The 15781-nt window shown below is 52.1% G+C and carries 12 protein-coding genes and 1 tRNA gene; 6 read left to right on the top strand and 7 right to left on the bottom strand.

The window, feature by feature from the left end; all coding sequences use genetic code 11:
• Positions 1-31: 31 nt before the first annotated feature.
• From G549_RS0112810 to G549_RS0112790, 5 genes are all read right to left on the bottom strand, one after another.
• Positions 32-688, bottom strand: a complete 657-nt coding sequence (locus G549_RS0112810) for a hypothetical protein (RefSeq protein ID WP_027835360.1) — start codon at positions 686-688, stop codon at positions 32-34.
• Positions 689-765: 77 nt separating this feature from the next.
• Positions 766-1470 carry a 4'-phosphopantetheinyl transferase family protein gene (locus G549_RS0112805; RefSeq protein ID WP_027835359.1) on the bottom strand — a complete coding sequence of 235 codons (705 nt, stop codon included), beginning with the start codon at positions 1468-1470 and terminating at the stop codon, positions 766-768.
• Positions 1457-2176, bottom strand: coding sequence for a thioesterase II family protein (locus tag G549_RS21470; RefSeq protein WP_169449651.1), 720 nt, complete (start codon positions 2174-2176; stop codon positions 1457-1459). The genes G549_RS0112805 and G549_RS21470 overlap by 14 nt, the downstream gene beginning before the upstream one ends.
• A gap of 186 nt (positions 2177-2362) precedes the next feature.
• Positions 2363-2438 (bottom strand) — tRNA-Lys (locus G549_RS0112795).
• A 92-nt stretch (positions 2439-2530) separates the two neighbouring features.
• Positions 2531-3451 (bottom strand): hypothetical protein, encoded by a 921-nt coding sequence (locus G549_RS0112790; RefSeq protein WP_027835357.1) that lies wholly within the window; start codon positions 3449-3451, stop codon positions 2531-2533.
• A gap of 136 nt (positions 3452-3587) precedes the next feature.
• On the opposite strand from G549_RS0112790, the gene glmU reads away from it, so the two are divergent.
• The 3 genes from glmU (at position 3588) to G549_RS0112775 (ending at position 7580) form a co-directional block, all read left to right on the top strand.
• Entirely contained in the window at positions 3588-4925 is a 1338-nt protein-coding gene (gene glmU, locus G549_RS0112785) for a bifunctional UDP-N-acetylglucosamine diphosphorylase/glucosamine-1-phosphate N-acetyltransferase GlmU (RefSeq protein ID WP_027835356.1), read from the top strand.
• Between the two features lie 9 nt (positions 4926-4934).
• On the top strand, positions 4935-6761 hold the full coding sequence (glmS, locus tag G549_RS0112780) for a glutamine--fructose-6-phosphate transaminase (isomerizing) (RefSeq protein WP_027835355.1): 1827 nt from the start codon (positions 4935-4937) through the stop codon (positions 6759-6761).
• A 78-nt stretch (positions 6762-6839) separates the two neighbouring features.
• Entirely contained in the window at positions 6840-7580 is a 741-nt protein-coding gene (locus tag G549_RS0112775) for a DUF502 domain-containing protein (RefSeq protein ID WP_084634188.1), read from the top strand.
• 1 nt (position 7581) lies between these two features.
• Here G549_RS0112775 and recG read toward each other — a convergent pair whose 3' ends face one another.
• Positions 7582-9705, bottom strand: a complete 2124-nt coding sequence (gene recG / locus G549_RS0112770) for an ATP-dependent DNA helicase RecG (RefSeq protein ID WP_036222601.1) — start codon at positions 9703-9705, stop codon at positions 7582-7584.
• Positions 9706-9840: 135 nt separating this feature from the next.
• On the opposite strand from recG, the gene G549_RS0112760 reads away from it, so the two are divergent.
• From G549_RS0112760 to G549_RS0112750, 3 genes are all read left to right on the top strand, one after another.
• Positions 9841-10131: an FAD assembly factor SdhE gene (locus G549_RS0112760; RefSeq protein ID WP_027835352.1), complete on the top strand. Its 291-nt coding sequence runs from the start codon at positions 9841-9843 to the stop codon at positions 10129-10131.
• 3 nt (positions 10132-10134) lie between these two features.
• Positions 10135-13626 (top strand): transcription-repair coupling factor, encoded by a 3492-nt coding sequence (mfd, locus tag G549_RS0112755; protein WP_027835351.1) that lies wholly within the window; start codon positions 10135-10137, stop codon positions 13624-13626.
• A 162-nt stretch (positions 13627-13788) separates the two neighbouring features.
• Entirely contained in the window at positions 13789-14439 is a 651-nt protein-coding gene (locus G549_RS0112750) for an invasion associated locus B family protein (RefSeq protein WP_027835350.1), read from the top strand.
• 39 nt (positions 14440-14478) lie between these two features.
• Here G549_RS0112750 and G549_RS21465 read toward each other — a convergent pair whose 3' ends face one another.
• A complete protein-coding gene (locus G549_RS21465) occupies positions 14479-15648 on the bottom strand; it encodes an FAD-dependent monooxygenase (RefSeq protein ID WP_051213779.1) in 1170 nt (389 codons plus the stop codon).
• Positions 15649-15781: the final 133 nt, after the last annotated feature.

Genomic DNA, 15781 nt, shown 5'->3' with positions numbered 1-15781 from the left:
TCCCAGATGACAATTCTTATTTTTGTTTATTTTAGGTGATGGCCTGCTGCAGTTTATCCCGCAATTCTGTTGCCAATTCCGCCTGGCTTTTAGGGCCTAGGGCATTCTGATAGCTGCGCATCAAGCCGCGCAAAAATGCGTCAGGACAACTATTCAAAAATTCGTCGACGCTTTGTGTCTCAAAGCTTTTTGCAATGCCTTCGCCCATGGCCGCGCTTATTGTGCGGTTGAAAAAGGCCAGCATCGCATTGGTGTCTGTTTCGGCATAATACTCCGCATAATTCTCCGCACTGCCGAAATGCTCATTGATCATGTCCTGATTTTTGCCCGCAAATTCCATGGCACTTTCATGGGCCGCATCATAAGTCGCGTCATATGCGAAGGATTGACCCGTTTGCTGCACAAACATGTCCCGCAAAGCAGCAGCCCACTGTTGGCCATCATATGTACCGTCCGCTTGCCATCGCTGCCCCAATTCCTCGACGCGCCGAATAGGCGATAAATCTTCGGCCCTCAATTGCGTGACATTTTTCGCCACGGGCAACAGTCCATCGCAAACCCACCTGATCACCGCATCAAAATCATCCTTTTCGACCCCCGCAGACGCAAGCGGCGGAGCATTCTCGCCTGATGAGTTGGTGCTCAAAATGTGTGAAAGGGAGAGGGCCCAATGGGGAATATTATTCATTATCTAGGGCCTCAGTTGATGCAGTATGCTTTTTAAAAATCAGATGATTTTGCGCGTCTCAAATCTAGCCGCAAAATCTACGATAAACCTAGCAATTCCTTGCTGTTGAGGCAAGTCAGAACCCAGCTTTTTACCGCCGAATTTGTGGCCAAGCAGCCAATTATTTCTGCGTTATGATCATCAAAATCCAACAAGCGAAATGATCCGGAAAACTCGATGGTGGGATTATGCGTATTTAGCCGTACGTCTATGGAATTAAGCTCGTCAATTAACCCCATCGCCGTCACCTTCAACAGCGCTTCTTTGCGCACCCACATGCGCATAAATCCAGGCCCTTGCTCTGCCGGTTCAAGTCGCCCGATCCAGGCTTTTTCGTTAGCGTGGCACACCATATCGATCAGGCTGTCGGCCTCTTTTTTACGGGATATTGTTTCAATATCCACGCCCACGGGGTGTTCTTGATGAAATGCAACCGCAACCACATGCTGCGTGTGTGAGATGTTGAACTGGGCGACATTGCTGATCGGCTTACCATTCTCAGTCAGGTCAAAATCATCGGTTGGCAGTTTTAAGAAATATCGGACCAAGGTCCGGCCCCAAATATGCGCTTTGCGTTGTGCGGGCACCCAAACCCGATCAAATCGCGCGGCTTCATCAGGCGTTATGAGCGGAGAGAACTCATTTAATGCGTCAAGCGGCGCATAAAAAACAGCAGCTTGGTCGGCCTCCAGCGCATTCTGGATCTGTGATCGGCACGCCTCAAGTTGGTCATACAGGGGCATGAATTTTTCGTGTCACATAATCATTGACGATATTTTGCAATTCTTGGCTCGGCGCTTCATGCATATGGTGTTGGCCCTCGATGTGCTGAAGCATAAACTGACCACTTGTAAACTGGGCCCAAGGTTGCATAGTCTCTGGGTGCGTCACGGTGTCTTGATTCCCGGCAATTGCCAAAATGTCGGAAGAGATTTTCCGGCCAGTCACTGGCTTATAAGCTGCGCACATCCGAAAATCACTGACAATTGCTGGAAGTAACAATTCCAATAATTCAGGATATTGCATAAGTTCCTTAAAGTGTGAGTTGAACGCCAACAGATCATCTGTAATCCGCGATTCATCCTCCAGCGTTGGCAGATCCCGTGGCTGGTCCGGCGAGGGTGAAGTCAGCGCAACGATAAATTCGGGTGCCTGTCCAATCTGCTCAAAGCGCCACGCCAGTTCATAGGAAATCCACCCGCCCATGCTGGAACCCAAAAACGCAAAGTGCTTCATGGTGCCCCCACGCAATTCTTCGAACAGATCATCGCAGAGCTGTTGAAAATCATTTGGTGGTGTCTCATCAAGCCGCACACCACGCCCTGGAAGGGTAACCGGGGTTACCTGCACATTGTCCTGCAAAAAGCGCTCCCAGCTCTTAAAAATAGCCGCATCAGCGCCAGCCTGCGGAAAGCAGAAAAGCTGCAGAGGGGATGTGGTTGCAGGCATAAACAAAAGCTCCAAATCAATGTCAGAAACACCGTTGGCATGCATATAAGCAGACCTGTTTCAGATTCACAAATGATTGGCGCAAAAGAAAAGTTCTGAGGATTTACATCATCAAGACGCGCTAAATCGATTCAAATTGCGCAAGGCGATTTGAATGAAGAAAGTGCGGTAAGTCTTTGAAGGTAATGGTGTGCCCGGAAGGATTCGAACCTTCGACCGTCCGATTAAAAGTCGGATGCTCTACCAGCTGAGCTACGGGCACAAGAGCGGTGTTCATCAGCGAACAGCGCGGACAATAGTTTTATTCGCGCTTGTGTCAACCACAATATTTCAACTTTCGGATTTTTTTGTAAATCAGCCCAAATCTTCCAGCGGAATTCCATCAAATCCGCCTGCTTCACACACATAGCCCTGTCGAATTATTTCGCGGCACAATTGCGTTGCATCTGTTTCGGCGTCCAATGGACCGACCACGAGTTGAATTTTTTCCGACTCGTTGACCACAGGAATCATTTTTGGCTCCAGTCCGAGTAACAGCGTGCCCACGTTTGATTTGATATTGAGCCAATTGAGTTGGGCTTTGTTCTTATCGATCTTCGGTCCCAAAATCACGCCATAGGTAAGGTCTGTCTCAGGCAAGGCTGCCATTGCATCGATACTGGCAGTGGTTTGTGGGTCCACAGCATCGAGAGTTTGGTTTTCCGCGCCATCTTCCGCATCTTGCATGACTTCAGTTGGAACCGCATTGCCATCAATGCTGGCCACAATTTCAGGTAGATCTTGCTGCATTTCTGGCGGCGCACGTTCCGCTAGGGGCAGGTTTTCAAAAAGATAGGAGCGCGACACCTTCAAATCATCGTCAAGGCGAATAATCTCCTCGCCATTGGCCTGGTTGATGGATGCTGTGATCAGGTTCTTATCCACCTGTGCGCCTGGTGGTAGTGCCTCAAGAAGGATTGGGATGCTTGCTTCAAGGGCCCGCACGCGCTTTGAAACAAAACTGTTGCTTTCCTCGCCTAGGTTGAGGCGACTGTCTGCAACGTTTGACTCGCGTTTGATCGCAGCAAATTCCATACGCATCGCGCGCAGTTCAGATTGCACCTGCGCCAATGTACCAAGATTATTAGGGGTTTCTTTGAGTATATTGTTCCAGCCCTTGGGCAACAAAAGGCCGGCGGAAGAAAAGACCAACATGGTCGTCAAAGCAGTAACCGCAACAAACCCCCACAATCGCATATCCGATTGCTTAAATTGATTGAGTTCTTGTTCTGTCATCACTACTTTCCCTAAAAGAGCTGCGAATCAAACTATTAACCACAACTGCTAATGCTGACATAATTTACCATTTTGCCAACACATTCGTGGCATATGCCCAATTGAAGTGTTTAAAAGGGGTGGGGATCAGGCTTTTATGACCGATATTTTGACGATTGTTTTGGGCGCAGGCGAAGGCACGCGCATGAAATCGGAAACGCCAAAAGTGCTGCACAAAGTTGGTGGGCGGCCCATGATTGGGCATGTTTTGGCTGCTTGCGCTGCGGCAGGCGCGACGGTCCGCCATGTGGTTGTCGGCCCCAATCATGATCATGTGCGCGATTATGCCAAATCTGTGGATAGCCACATAACCTCATCGATACAGGCGGAACGATTGGGCACTGGCCATGCGGTCATGGCGGCGCGTGAGGCGTGGCAAGATTTCCAAGGCAACGTCATTGTGCTGTTGGCCGATGCCCCGCTTGTTTCACCTGACGTGATTGAAGATGCCATTGCCTCGCTAAATGCTGGCGCAGATTTAACCGTTGTCGGGTTTCAAACGCCTGAACCGTTTGGATATGGCCGAATCTTGGTTGAACATGGTCAAGTAAAGGCCATCCGGGAGGAGAAAGACGCCACCCCATCAGAGCGCAAAATTAAATTCTGCAACTCCGGCATTATTGGTTTTAAGGCCGAATGTCTGCGCACAGTCATTGATGAGATCAAAAATGATAATGTGCAAGGTGAATTCTTGCTCACGGATGCGATTGAGATTGCAAATGCCAAGGGCCTTAAAGTGCGCAGCGTCGAATGTCCTTTTGTGACGGTGCTCGGCATCAATGATCGTGGCCAACTGGCCGAGGCTGAACGCATTTTCCAACAAGCGCGCCGTGCCCGCTTTATGAAAGAGGGGGTTACACTTGTTGCGCCGGAGACAGTGTTTTTCAGCTATGATACGCAAATTGAAAAAGACGTGATTGTTGAACCCAATGTGGTGTTCGGGCCAGGCGTGAGCATAGAAAAAGGTGCTCATATTCAAGCGTTTTCTCATTTAGAGGGCGCGCATGTGGGGCCAGCGGGGCAAATTGGACCATATGCCCGTTTGCGGCCAGGCACTAATCTGGCGGCTGGCGTAAAGGTCGGCAATTTTGTTGAAACCAAAAAAGCTGAAATCGGCGAGGGCGCAAAGCTCAACCATCTCAGCTATATTGGTGATGCCAAAGTGGGCAAAGCAACCAACATTGGCGCAGGCACCATTACCTGCAACTATGACGGGAAAAACAAATTTGTCACCGAAATCGGCGATAATGCCTTTATCGGCTCGAATAGCGCCCTGGTGGCGCCGGTCACCATTGCTGATGGTGCCTATGTAGCGTCCGGTTCTGTGGTGACTGAGAATGTGGAAAAAGATGCCTTGGCGATCGGTCGTGCGCGCCAGGTCAATAAAGAAAACTATGCCGCCCGCATTCGAGCGCGGTGGGAAGACAAGAATTAGGAAAACTATATGTGTGGGATTGTAGGGATTGTCAGCACGACACCAGTCGCTGATCGGATTGTAGATGCGCTAAAACGGCTTGAATATCGTGGTTATGACAGCGCTGGCCTGGCAACGTCAGTAGATGGCAGGATCGACCGCCGCCGTGCCCCGGGCAAATTGACCAATTTGCGCGAACGTTTGGCAGCCGAACCGTTGGATGGCACGATTGGCATCGGCCACACACGCTGGGCAACTCATGGCGCGCCGACCGAAGCAAATGCCCACCCCCACACCACAAATCGCGTGGCGATTGTGCACAATGGCATCATTGAAAATTTCCGTGAACTGAAAACGGAGTTGGATAAGGACGGGTATAAGCCGGTTTCTGAAACCGACACCGAAATCGTAGCGCTGATGGTCACCCGCGAACTCGATCGCGGCATGGCACCATTCGATGCGGCAGCCAGTGTGATCAAGCGGCTCGAGGGGGCATTTGCCCTCGCCATGATGTTCAAAGGCGAAGACAATCTGATTGTTGGTGCACGCCAAGGCGCACCACTAGCTGTCGGCCACGGCGAAAACGAGATGATCCTCGGGTCCGATGCCATTGCCATTGCGCCTTTCACCAACAAAGTCACTTATTTGGAAGAAGGCGACTGGGTTGCCATCACCAAAGATGACGCGCGTATCTTTGATCGTGAAGGGCAACCGGTGGAACGGGCCATGGCGCAAACGCAATTGGGCGTGAGCATGGTGGATAAAGGCAATCATAGGCACTTTATGCTCAAAGAAATCTATGAGCAGCCCGATGCGATTTCCCACACGGCGTCGCACTATTTGGATTTGGCCAACGGCAAAGTGAAGCTGCCAAGCAAGCTGCCTTTTGATTTCAAGTCGCTCAACCGTTTGACCATTTCAGCCTGTGGCACGGCCTATTATGCGGGCCTAGTGGCAAAATATTGGTTTGAAAAATATGCACGTTTGCCCGTGGAAGTTGATGTGGCGTCCGAGTTTCGTTATCGCGAACCGCCAATGGATGCTGGCGGTTTAGCGCTGTTTATTTCGCAGTCTGGTGAGACAGCGGATACGCTGGCTGCTTTGCGCTATTGCAAGGAAAATGGTCAGCACATCGCCTCCATCGTCAACGCGCAGGAAAGCACTATTGCCCGTGAAAGCGATATTGTATTCCCCATCTTGTGCGGCCCTGAAATTTCCGTGGCCTCAACCAAAGCCACAACAGCGCAATTGTCGGTGTTGGCGTCTTTGGCAATTGCGGCTGGTCGCCAGCGCGGCCATATTTCTGAGGCTCAAGAGTTTGAGCTTGTCGATATGCTGGCCAAATTGCCCGGTGCGATCACCAAGGCGCTTGGTTCAGAAGAAAAAATTGATCAAATCAGCCATAAATTGTCAAAGGCCAAAGATGTGCTTTATCTTGGCCGTGGATCGTTATTCCCCATCGCCATGGAAGGTGCTCTAAAGCTGAAAGAGATCACCTATATTCATGCCGAGGGCTATGCTTCGGGTGAGTTGAAACACGGTCCAATTGCGCTCATTGACGAAACACTGCCTGTTGTTGTAGTGGCGCCGTCGGATGATTTGTTCGACAAAACCATTTCCAACATGCATGAAGTTGCGGCACGGGGCGGCAAGATTATTCTCATCACCGACGAAGCTGGCGCAAAATCCGTTGGTGACGACGTCGACGAAATCATTATTGTGCCCGATGCCCACGAATTTGTGATGCCAATTATCTGCGCAATTCCGGTACAATTACTGGCCTATTACACAGCCGTATTTATGGGGACGGACGTGGATCAGCCCCGAAATCTTGCCAAATCGGTGACGGTTGAGTGATGACAGCACTTCGTAAACGCCACAAAATGCGCTAAAGCCGTTGTATTGCGGATTCGACGGTCTATATAGGTTTCTATGATGAACGATAAGAATGATAAAAAGCATAGTGACGATCACGCGGATCATGGCCATCATCCAAAGCCTGCCCGCAGATTAACAAACTATTTTTTGACCGGTCTGGTGATTGCGGCGCCCATCGGGCTGACCATGTATATCACTTGGTCGATCATTCGCATTGTCGATGATTTCGTCAAACCGTTGATCCCGCCGCAATATAACCCTGACACCTATTTGCCCGTCGCGATACCTGGCTTTGGGCTGGTCATTGCATTTATTGCCATTGTGCTTCTCGGCTTTTTAACTGCCAACCTGGTTGGTCGGACGCTGGTGCAGTTTGGCGAAAGCATTTTGCACCGCATGCCGTTTGTCTCGATTCTTTATCGCGGCCTTAAACAAATCTTCGAAACCGTTGTCAGCCAAAGCCACTCAAACTTCAAGCAAGTCGGCCTGATTCAATACCCGCGTCCCGGCTTGTGGGCATTGGTATTCATTTCCACCACCGCCAAGGGCGAGGTGGCCGACAAAGTCGATGGCGAAGACATTATTAGTGTGTTCTTGCCGACAACGCCTAACCCCACCTCTGGCTTCTTGCTGTTCGTGCCGCGCAAAGACATCAATGTCTTGGATATGTCAGTTGAAGATGGCGCAAAGCTGGTGATCTCTGCTGGCCTTGTGTCTCCAGAATATCAGGCCAAGATGGCTGAATTGGCGGAAGAGGCCGAAGAAACAGTGCGCGAGGAAAACACCAAGGCGAGCTAACCTAGCCCGCCTTGAGCAGTGGAATCGCCAAGTCTTTTCTAAATAGATAAAGCAATGCCCGCACAGCGTCGCCCTGCGGACCCGTTAAACCCGGGTTGGCTTCGATGATATTCGAGGCATCTTCATGGGCCATATCCAGCAAGTCACGATGGAAATCCGGAATCGCTATGCGATAGCCCGGCATGCCGGATTGGCGCGTGCCCATCAAATCGCCTTCGCCGCGCAATTCCAAATCGCGCTCGGCGATTTTAAAGCCATCTTCGGTTTCTTTGATGGTTTCCAGCCGCTTTTGCGCGATTTCGCTCAAATTCTCACCATGCAACAGCAGGCAGGCCGATTTTTTGCTGCCACGGCCCACACGACCGCGGAGCTGATGCAATTGTGATAGGCCGAACCGTTCGGCATGTTCAATAATCATGATGGTGGCATTGGGTACATCAACACCCACTTCAATTACCGTCGTCGCCACCAATATCTGCAAATCACCTGCGGCAAACCGCTCCATCACAGCCTGTTTATCCGCGGCGGCCATGCGACCATGCACCAGCCCAACGCGCCCAGGGAAGGCTTGGTCCAGCGCTTTAAACCGGTCTTCCGCTGAAGTGGCGTTGAGGTGTTCGGATTCCTCCACCAAAGGACACACCCAAAAGGCTTGTATCCCATCAGCCATCCGCTGGCCGAGCCGGGAGACCACCCGATCATAGTCTTTCTCTGAAAGAATGGCCGTATCAATGGGCTGTCGCCCCTTCGGCTTGTCCGTGAGCAGGCTCACATCCATATCGCCAAAGTGGGTCAAAACCAGCGTGCGCGGGATCGGCGTTGCGGTCATGACCAACAGTTCGGTCTTGCGTCCCTTGTCCGAAAGCGCCAAGCGTTGGTGCACGCCAAATCGATGCTGTTCATCGACCACCGTTAAGCCCAAATGAGCAAATTCAACACTCGATTGGAACAGGGCGTGAGTGCCAATAACAATATCGATTTCTCCCGCAGCAATCTTTTCTTGGATCGACCGCCGTTGGCCCTGCGGCATCTTTCCGGTCAAAAGCGCCACTTTAAGCCCGACCTGATCGCAAATCTTCGAAATGGAGTGGAAGTGCTGCGTGGCCAAAATTTCGGTCGGGGCCATCAAGGCGCTTTGAGCCCCGCTTTCCGCCATGGCCGCCATCGCCATCAGGGCAACAACGGTTTTGCCCGCACCCACGTCACCTTGGATCAATCGCGCCATTTTTCTGCGATGACGCAGATCGACATAAATGTCATCCAGCGCTGCTTCTTGGCCAGGCGTAAGGCTGAAGGGCAGGGCCGCCCGCACCTTGTCCGCCAAAGCACCGCTAAATTCGCGGGCGATACCCGTCTCGCGGGTCATGGTGGAGCGCACAATTTGTAGCGTCAGTTGCCCTGCCAAATATTCATCATAAGCCAACCGCGCCCGCGCAGCGCCATCTAGGGCCGCATCGCCCGGCGTGGTTGGGGCATGCGTTTGGCGCATCGCATCGGCAAAGCTGGGCCATCCATTTAATGTGAGCCGATTTGTTGGCACCCATTCAGCCAAATCGGGCAGGGCGGTCAATGTGTCTTTCACTGCGGTTTGCAGTTTTTTGGCGCTCAAACCCTGAGTGAGCGGATAAACCGGCTCAACCAGCGGCATCTGATCAAATTGATGGGGCTTGACCACAAAATCCGGATGGTTGATCTGCTTTTGCCCCTGAAAGGCCGTCACCATGCCAGACACGTAGCGTTGCTCACCTTCTGGCAAGAGTTTCTCCAGCCATGCGGCACGTCCGGCAAAATAAGTGAGCATGATCTCGCCAGTGTCGTCATGGGCGATGATGCGATAGGGCAGGCGCTTATTGCCCCGCGGCGGCGGTTGGTGCTGATCAATGGTCAGCAAAAATGTCGAAATCGCCCCCGGCTGCGCGAAGGCTGCGCCCGGCTGATGTCGGCGATCGACAATGCCTGCCGGCATATGCATCAGCAAGTCCAGTAAAATGGCATCTTGCCCCTCGGGCGCACCAAAAAAGCGCGCCATAGTCTGCGCCAACTGCGGACCGATTCCCTTGAGTTTTTTGACCGATGCAAAAAGCGGGTTGAGTTGTTGCGGCCGGGCCACCCATTTTCCTTCCATATTTGTTCACAAATGAGAACAAGTGCGTCCACATCAGCCTATACATGCAAAAAAATCAATCTGGATGCTGACAAATCCAATGATTGATCGTATTGAAGGCGTTCATTTTTCTATTCGTTCCGACAAGGTGATGCAATGAGCAGCACGACCGACCAAGCCAACACGGATCGCATCAAGCGCATCAAATATCGTGCCCACCATCGCGGCACGCAAGAAATGGATATTATTCTGGGTGGGTTTGTTGACGCGCGCGTTGCAGATTTTGATTCTTCTATGCTTGATCGGTTGGAAATTTTGATGAACGAAACCGATGCGGATCTTTATCAATGGATCATTGGGCAACCTGGCACAACGCAGTGCCAGGATAGTGAATTGCTGGACATGATCATCGCCTACCAGCGCGAAAAGGTTGGTTCGGGAGCCTAACTTATGGCCGATCACAGCGACAGCTTCAGCCTGACACCCAGCAAATATCTTTGCGGCGTGCCCGATGGCATGCAACCCATTGTTGTGAGTCAACAGCTTGAAGCCTTGCAGGTAGCGGCGCCGAACGACCCAGCCACCGTTTTTGTCGCACGCGATGGGCGACGCATGCAAAAAATGGCCGATCATTTGCGCCATCTTTGCCCCAACCATGAGGTGTTGCTGTTTCCTGCGTGGGATTGCTTGCCTTATGACCGCGTTTCCCCCAACGCAGCAGTCTTGGCGGAACGAATGACCGCCCTTGCGCAACTAGCGCCAGGTAAAAATGGCGGCAAAGTCGTGGTGACCACGGTCAATGCGATCGTACAGAAAACTGTTCCGCCATCATTGATCAATCAATTCGCCTTGTTCTTCAAAGTTGGCGAAAATATCGGCACCGAAAAACTGATCGAATGGGCAAACGTCAATGGCTATTTGCGGGTGCCAACTGTACGCGAACAGGGCGAGTTTGCCGTGCGCGGTGGCTTGGTCGATCTTTATCCTGCGGGGGCAGAGGCGCCCTTGCGCTTTGACTTTTTTGGCGCAGCGCTTGAAACCATTCGCACCTTCGATCCTGAAACCCAGCGCACATTAGCGCAGCAGCGTTCAGCAGCACTGGTCCCGATGAGTGAAGTTGTGCTCACACCCGAGGCCATTTCCAACTTTCGCCGGGCCTATACCCGCCAGTTCGGCGGCGACACGGCAAACGATCCGCTTTATGCGGCGATCAGCGCCGGACAACGTTTTGCGGGCATGGAGCATTGGTTGCCCTTCTTTTATAGCGAAATGGGCAATTTGCGCGATTTCACTGGCGAGGCGACATGGATATTGGATGATCAGGTCAGCCAATCCATTGCTGAACGCATGGTGCAAGTCGCCGATTACTATGAAGCCCGCCATGAAGCGCTCAGCGAACCGCAAACGGGCGGCGCGCCGTACAAGCCTCTGCCACCGGATTTGTTGTACGATTTGCAAACGGACACGACCGAATGGCTGGGGACCAAGCTTTATCAGGTCACGCCATTTCAAACGCTTGAACGACCCGACGCTGAAATCACCTCTCTTGATGGACAGTTAGTTGCCAACTTCTCGCAAGAGCGACAAGCCAAAGACACCAATGTGTTTGAGGCGGTTTTACATCGCATCAAGGCCAAGCAGGCCGAAGGCAAGCGTGCCGTAATCGCCTGTTGGAGCGAGGGTACGCGTGACCGCATGGCGCAAGTGCTCAAAGATCACGAGCATGAAAATCTCAAGCTGATCCAATTCTGGCAGCAGGCTGAAGACTTAAGCAAAAATGCCATTGGCCTCATCGTGCTGGGCCTTGAATCGGGTTTTGAAACCAAAAACCATTATGTGCTGTCCGAGCAGGATATTTTGGGCGAACGCATTATCCGGTCCCGCAAGCGCAAAAAAGGGGCCGAAGCGATCACAGAGGCCAGCGGTTTGGCCGCTGGCGATTTGGTGGTGCATGTGGATCATGGGATTGGTCGCTTCGTCGGGTTGAAAGCCATCGAAGTGACAGGCGCGCCGCACGATTGCGTAGAAATCGAATATGCCAAGGGCGACCGCCTATATCTGCCGGTCGAAAACATCGAGTTGCTGTCGCGCTATGGCTCTGAAGGTGGCGCTGGCGTGCTCGACAAATTGGGTGGCGTCGCGTGGCAGGCCAAGAAATCAAAACTCAAGCAACGCATTCGCGAAATGGCCGAGCAGCTGATTAAAGTCGCCGCCGCACGAGAACTCACCAAAGGCGATGTCATCGAGCCCACGACGGGTCTTTATGAAGAGTTTTGCGCTCGCTTTCCGTTTGAGGAAACCGACGATCAGCTCAATGCCATTGATTCTGTGTTTGAAGATTTGACCAGTGGTCGCGCCATGGACCGGTTGGTCTGCGGCGATGTGGGCTTTGGCAAAACAGAAGTTGCTCTGCGCGCGGCATTCGCCGTTGCCATGACTGGCAAGCAAGTCGCGGTGGTTGTGCCGACGACACTATTGGCGCGGCAGCACTATAAGACCTTCAAAGAACGGTTTGCCGATTTGCCCGTGCGTGTCCGCCAAGCATCGCGCTTGGTTTCTGCCAAAGAGCTGAAAGCCACCAAAGAGGGGATCGCCAGCGGTGACGTTGATATCGTCATCGGCACCCACGCATTGTTGGGCAAAAGCATCAAATTCCACGACCTTGGCATGTTGGTGATTGACGAAGAGCAGCATTTTGGTGTCGGGCACAAAGAACGCCTGAAAGAGCTGAAGTCGAGCGTACACGTGCTGACCCTGTCGGCAACGCCGATTCCCCGCACCCTGCAGATGGCACTCACCGGCGTGCGCGATCTTTCAATTTTGGCGACACCGCCAATTGATCGCTTGTCTGTCCGGTCATTCGTGATGCCCTTCGATAGTTTGGTGATCCGCGAAGCCTTGTTGCGCGAGAAATACCGCGGCGGCCAGAGCTTTTATGTGGTGCCTCGCATCAAGGATCAGGCAGACATTGCCCGCTTCTTGGACGAACATGTGCCTGAGGTCAGCTACGTGGTGGCAAACGGCCAAATGTCTCCCGGCGAACTCGATGACATAATGAACGCCTTTTACGATGGCAAGTTTGACATACTTGTCGCCACCACCATCGTCGAATCGGGCCTGGACATTCCCACCGCCAACACGCTTGTGGTGCACCGGGCCGACAATTTTGGCTTATCGCAATTGCACCAAATTCGCGGGCGGATTGGGCGGTCAAAAGTGCGCGCCTACGCCTTGTTCACCACGCCAGCGCATCAAAAGCTCACGGATACGGCCACACGGCGACTTTCGGTTTTGCAATCGCTCGATAGTTTGGGCGCAGGCTTCCAATTGGCTAGCCACGACCTCGATATTCGCGGCGCAGGTAATATTTTGGGTGAAGAGCAATCGGGCCACATCAAAGAAGTTGGCTTTGAACTTTATCAGGCCATGCTGGAAGAGGCCGTGGCGCAGCTCAAGACAGGTGCCGAAGAGGACGAGGTGGAAGACCAGTGGTCGCCTCAAATCTCTTTGGGCATGCCAGTGATGATTCCTGAAGCCTATGTGCCAGACCTGCAAGTGCGCATGCAGCTCTATAGACGCTTGGGCGATTTGACCGAGGCGCAGGAGATCGACGCCTTTGGTGCCGAGCTGATCGATCGCTTCGGCCCATTGCCGGAAGAGGTCAAACATCTGCTCAAAATCGTGCTGGTTAAATCCCTTTGCCGCCGCGCCAATGTCGAAAAAGTGGACGCGGGACCAAAAGGGGCTGTGATCACTTTGCGCAATGGTGAGTTTCCAAATCCAGCTTTACTTGTGCAACTTATTGCAAATCCAGCAGAAAAAGCTAAAGTGCGCCCGGATCAAAAGCTTGTCTTTGCCCGTAACTGGCCTGACAACAACAAAAAGTTGACAGGTGCGGCGCGAATTTTGTCGCAATTGGCCAAACTGGCTGAGCAAGGATAGGCGGGGATTTGAACCGGGGGCGTTACACACGGGCAGAAACCATTTTAGACAAAACCTATATGAATGCAGCTTTTGTCATGTTATTGCCCGATTTAGAACGTCAATAGGGTGGAACTGAAAACGCGAGCCATCCACGTGCTCGCGAAACAATTAGGGTGCGTTATGCTCAATATTATGAAGTCAGGTGCAAAACTTGCAGCAGCTGGCATGTTGGCCATGTCACTAGCTGGCGGCGCGTTTTCACAAGACGCGGAACAACAAGAGCGGAAGCCAGAAGATAACTGGCTGAAAGTGTGTGACAAATTAAGCTCAGGCGATTTGGCGTGTATCGTGCGCCAGGTGGTTTACAAGGGCGGAAACAAGATTGGCGCATTCACATTGCGCGACGATCCTTCTGGCGAAAACCGCTTTCTCGCGATTGCGGAGATGCCATTGGCAGTTTTGTTGCCCTTCGGTTTGACGTGGCAAGTGGACAACACCAAACCAATCCGCATGCCCTTCGTGACATGTGATCCGACCAAGTGCACAGGTCAGTTGGTTGTCAACGAAGCCTTCATTGGTGCGCTGAAACGTGGCGCTAAGTTGAAGCTTTCGGCGAAAAACCGCGCCAACAAAGATTTGGTGGTTGATGTGAACCTTTCTGGCTTCACCGCCGTCTATGAAGGTGACACATATTTCACACCTGCCGAATTCCAAGCCCAAACTTCTGGCCAAAATGCCCTTGAGCAACAATTGCAAGGCGTGGCTGAAGAATTGCGCAAGGAAAAATCAGGTGAGGGCAGTGATCAGCCAGCCGAAAATTCCGGAAACTAGAGTTTCACGGACATCGAGAATTTGGATTTTGGGGCGCTCTTAGCGCCCCATTCCTATTTTAAAGGCAAGTTTACGCAGGGGCTGCATTGTTTTTAGCGCCCAAAGGCCGGACAGTCGCAGCGCTTGTGCAGGCAAAAAGTCCGACAGGAGCGACTTAAACAGGCCGTCCACAAATCCGCTAGTTTTGATCAAATCTGCTGTGCGTTTTGCGGCATAGCGATCGCTGATCTTGCGCGCGGCTGCCGCACTTATTGGTGTGCCAGCGGGGGCCACTTCGTCCAAAGCCTCAATAAATGATTCCACATCGCGCAGCCCCAAATTAAGACCTTGCGCGCCAATCGGCGGAAAGGCATGGGCGGCTTCCCCCACCAGCACAACCCCATCCTTGCCTGCCGTGCGCATATGGATGTTGGTGAGTGGGAAAACAAAGCGTTTGCTCAATAGTTTGGCGTGGCCAAACAAGTGATGCGCCTTTTCGGCCAACAGCTGTTCAAATTGATCATCGCTCAATCCCATCGTGTCGTTGAGCACCTTGTGCCGGTCCAGCCAGACCAGATTGATTTTGTTGTTATGCGCAGGCACCAGCGTAAATGGACCGTTTTCATAATGAAATTCGATGGAACAATCGCCAATTGACCGCTCAAACTCAAAGTCGCAAACCAATGCCGATTGCTCGAACGGTTCTTCATCATAGGCGAAGCCAAAATGTTGGCGCACCATCGATTTCTTGCCGTCTGCGCCCACCAGTAACCGTGCGTGATGCTCTTGTTGATGGGAATCGGTGATAACAAATAGATCATCTTTTCGCTCAATCAGGCCGACACGCGCGTCAATCTGATCAATATGCCCGTCCTTGCCCTCTCCAACTTGTTGGAAATGCGCCAAAAGGTCGGCATTGGGGAAATTATAGCCAAATTGTTCACGCCCGATTTCTTTGGAATCAAACAGCGCTTCGGGGCTGCGCAAGAGCCGTTGTGTGGCATCAATGATGCGGATCTGCCGTAGGGGATAGCCCAAACTGTCCGGGTCTTCACAAAGCCCCGATTGCGCCAAAAATTCCACCGTTGGCATCATAAGGGCAGAGGTGCGGTAATCCTTTTCCATCGCGGGGGCAAAATGAACCACTGATTTGCCGCGCGCTTTCAAAAGCCCAGCCAGCGCCACGCCTGTCAATCCACCACCAACAAGTGCTATATCGTATTCGGCCATCGTTTATCCTATCATTTCAAGCAAGTATGAAGGATTGTCGACCGATTGGCCAATGTGAAATTGTCGCATTTCGCCCATGGACATTCTGCCTGCCTGATCTATTCTCAGCATCACAACGAACATTTGGATGGTA

Source organism: Maritalea myrionectae DSM 19524 (assembly GCF_000423365.1).
In the GTDB taxonomy this organism is placed as follows: Bacteria; Pseudomonadota; Alphaproteobacteria; order Rhizobiales; family Devosiaceae; genus Maritalea; species Maritalea myrionectae.
This window is presented reverse-complemented; position numbering and strand designations above follow the sequence as displayed.

Coding starts and splice junctions, on each gene's coding strand:
- glmS (WP_027835355.1), top strand. CDS start 4,935: ATGTGTGGGATTGTAGGGATTGTCAGCACGACACCAGTCGCTGATCGG.
- G549_RS0112805 (WP_027835359.1), bottom strand. CDS start 1,470: ATGCCCCTGTATGACCAACTTGAGGCGTGCCGATCACAGATCCAGAAT.
- G549_RS0112750 (WP_027835350.1), top strand. CDS start 13,789: ATGCTCAATATTATGAAGTCAGGTGCAAAACTTGCAGCAGCTGGCATG.
- G549_RS21470 (WP_169449651.1), bottom strand. CDS start 2,176: ATGCCTGCAACCACATCCCCTCTGCAGCTTTTCTGCTTTCCGCAGGCT.
- G549_RS21465 (WP_051213779.1), bottom strand. CDS start 15,648: ATGGCCGAATACGATATAGCACTTGTTGGTGGTGGATTGACAGGCGTG.
- glmU (WP_027835356.1), top strand. CDS start 3,588: ATGACCGATATTTTGACGATTGTTTTGGGCGCAGGCGAAGGCACGCGC.
- G549_RS0112775 (WP_084634188.1), top strand. CDS start 6,840: ATGAACGATAAGAATGATAAAAAGCATAGTGACGATCACGCGGATCAT.
- recG (WP_036222601.1), bottom strand. CDS start 9,705: ATGGAAGGAAAATGGGTGGCCCGGCCGCAACAACTCAACCCGCTTTTT.
- G549_RS0112790 (WP_027835357.1), bottom strand. CDS start 3,451: ATGACAGAACAAGAACTCAATCAATTTAAGCAATCGGATATGCGATTG.
- G549_RS0112810 (WP_027835360.1), bottom strand. CDS start 688: ATGAATAATATTCCCCATTGGGCCCTCTCCCTTTCACACATTTTGAGC.
- G549_RS0112760 (WP_027835352.1), top strand. CDS start 9,841: ATGAGCAGCACGACCGACCAAGCCAACACGGATCGCATCAAGCGCATC.
- mfd (WP_027835351.1), top strand. CDS start 10,135: ATGGCCGATCACAGCGACAGCTTCAGCCTGACACCCAGCAAATATCTT.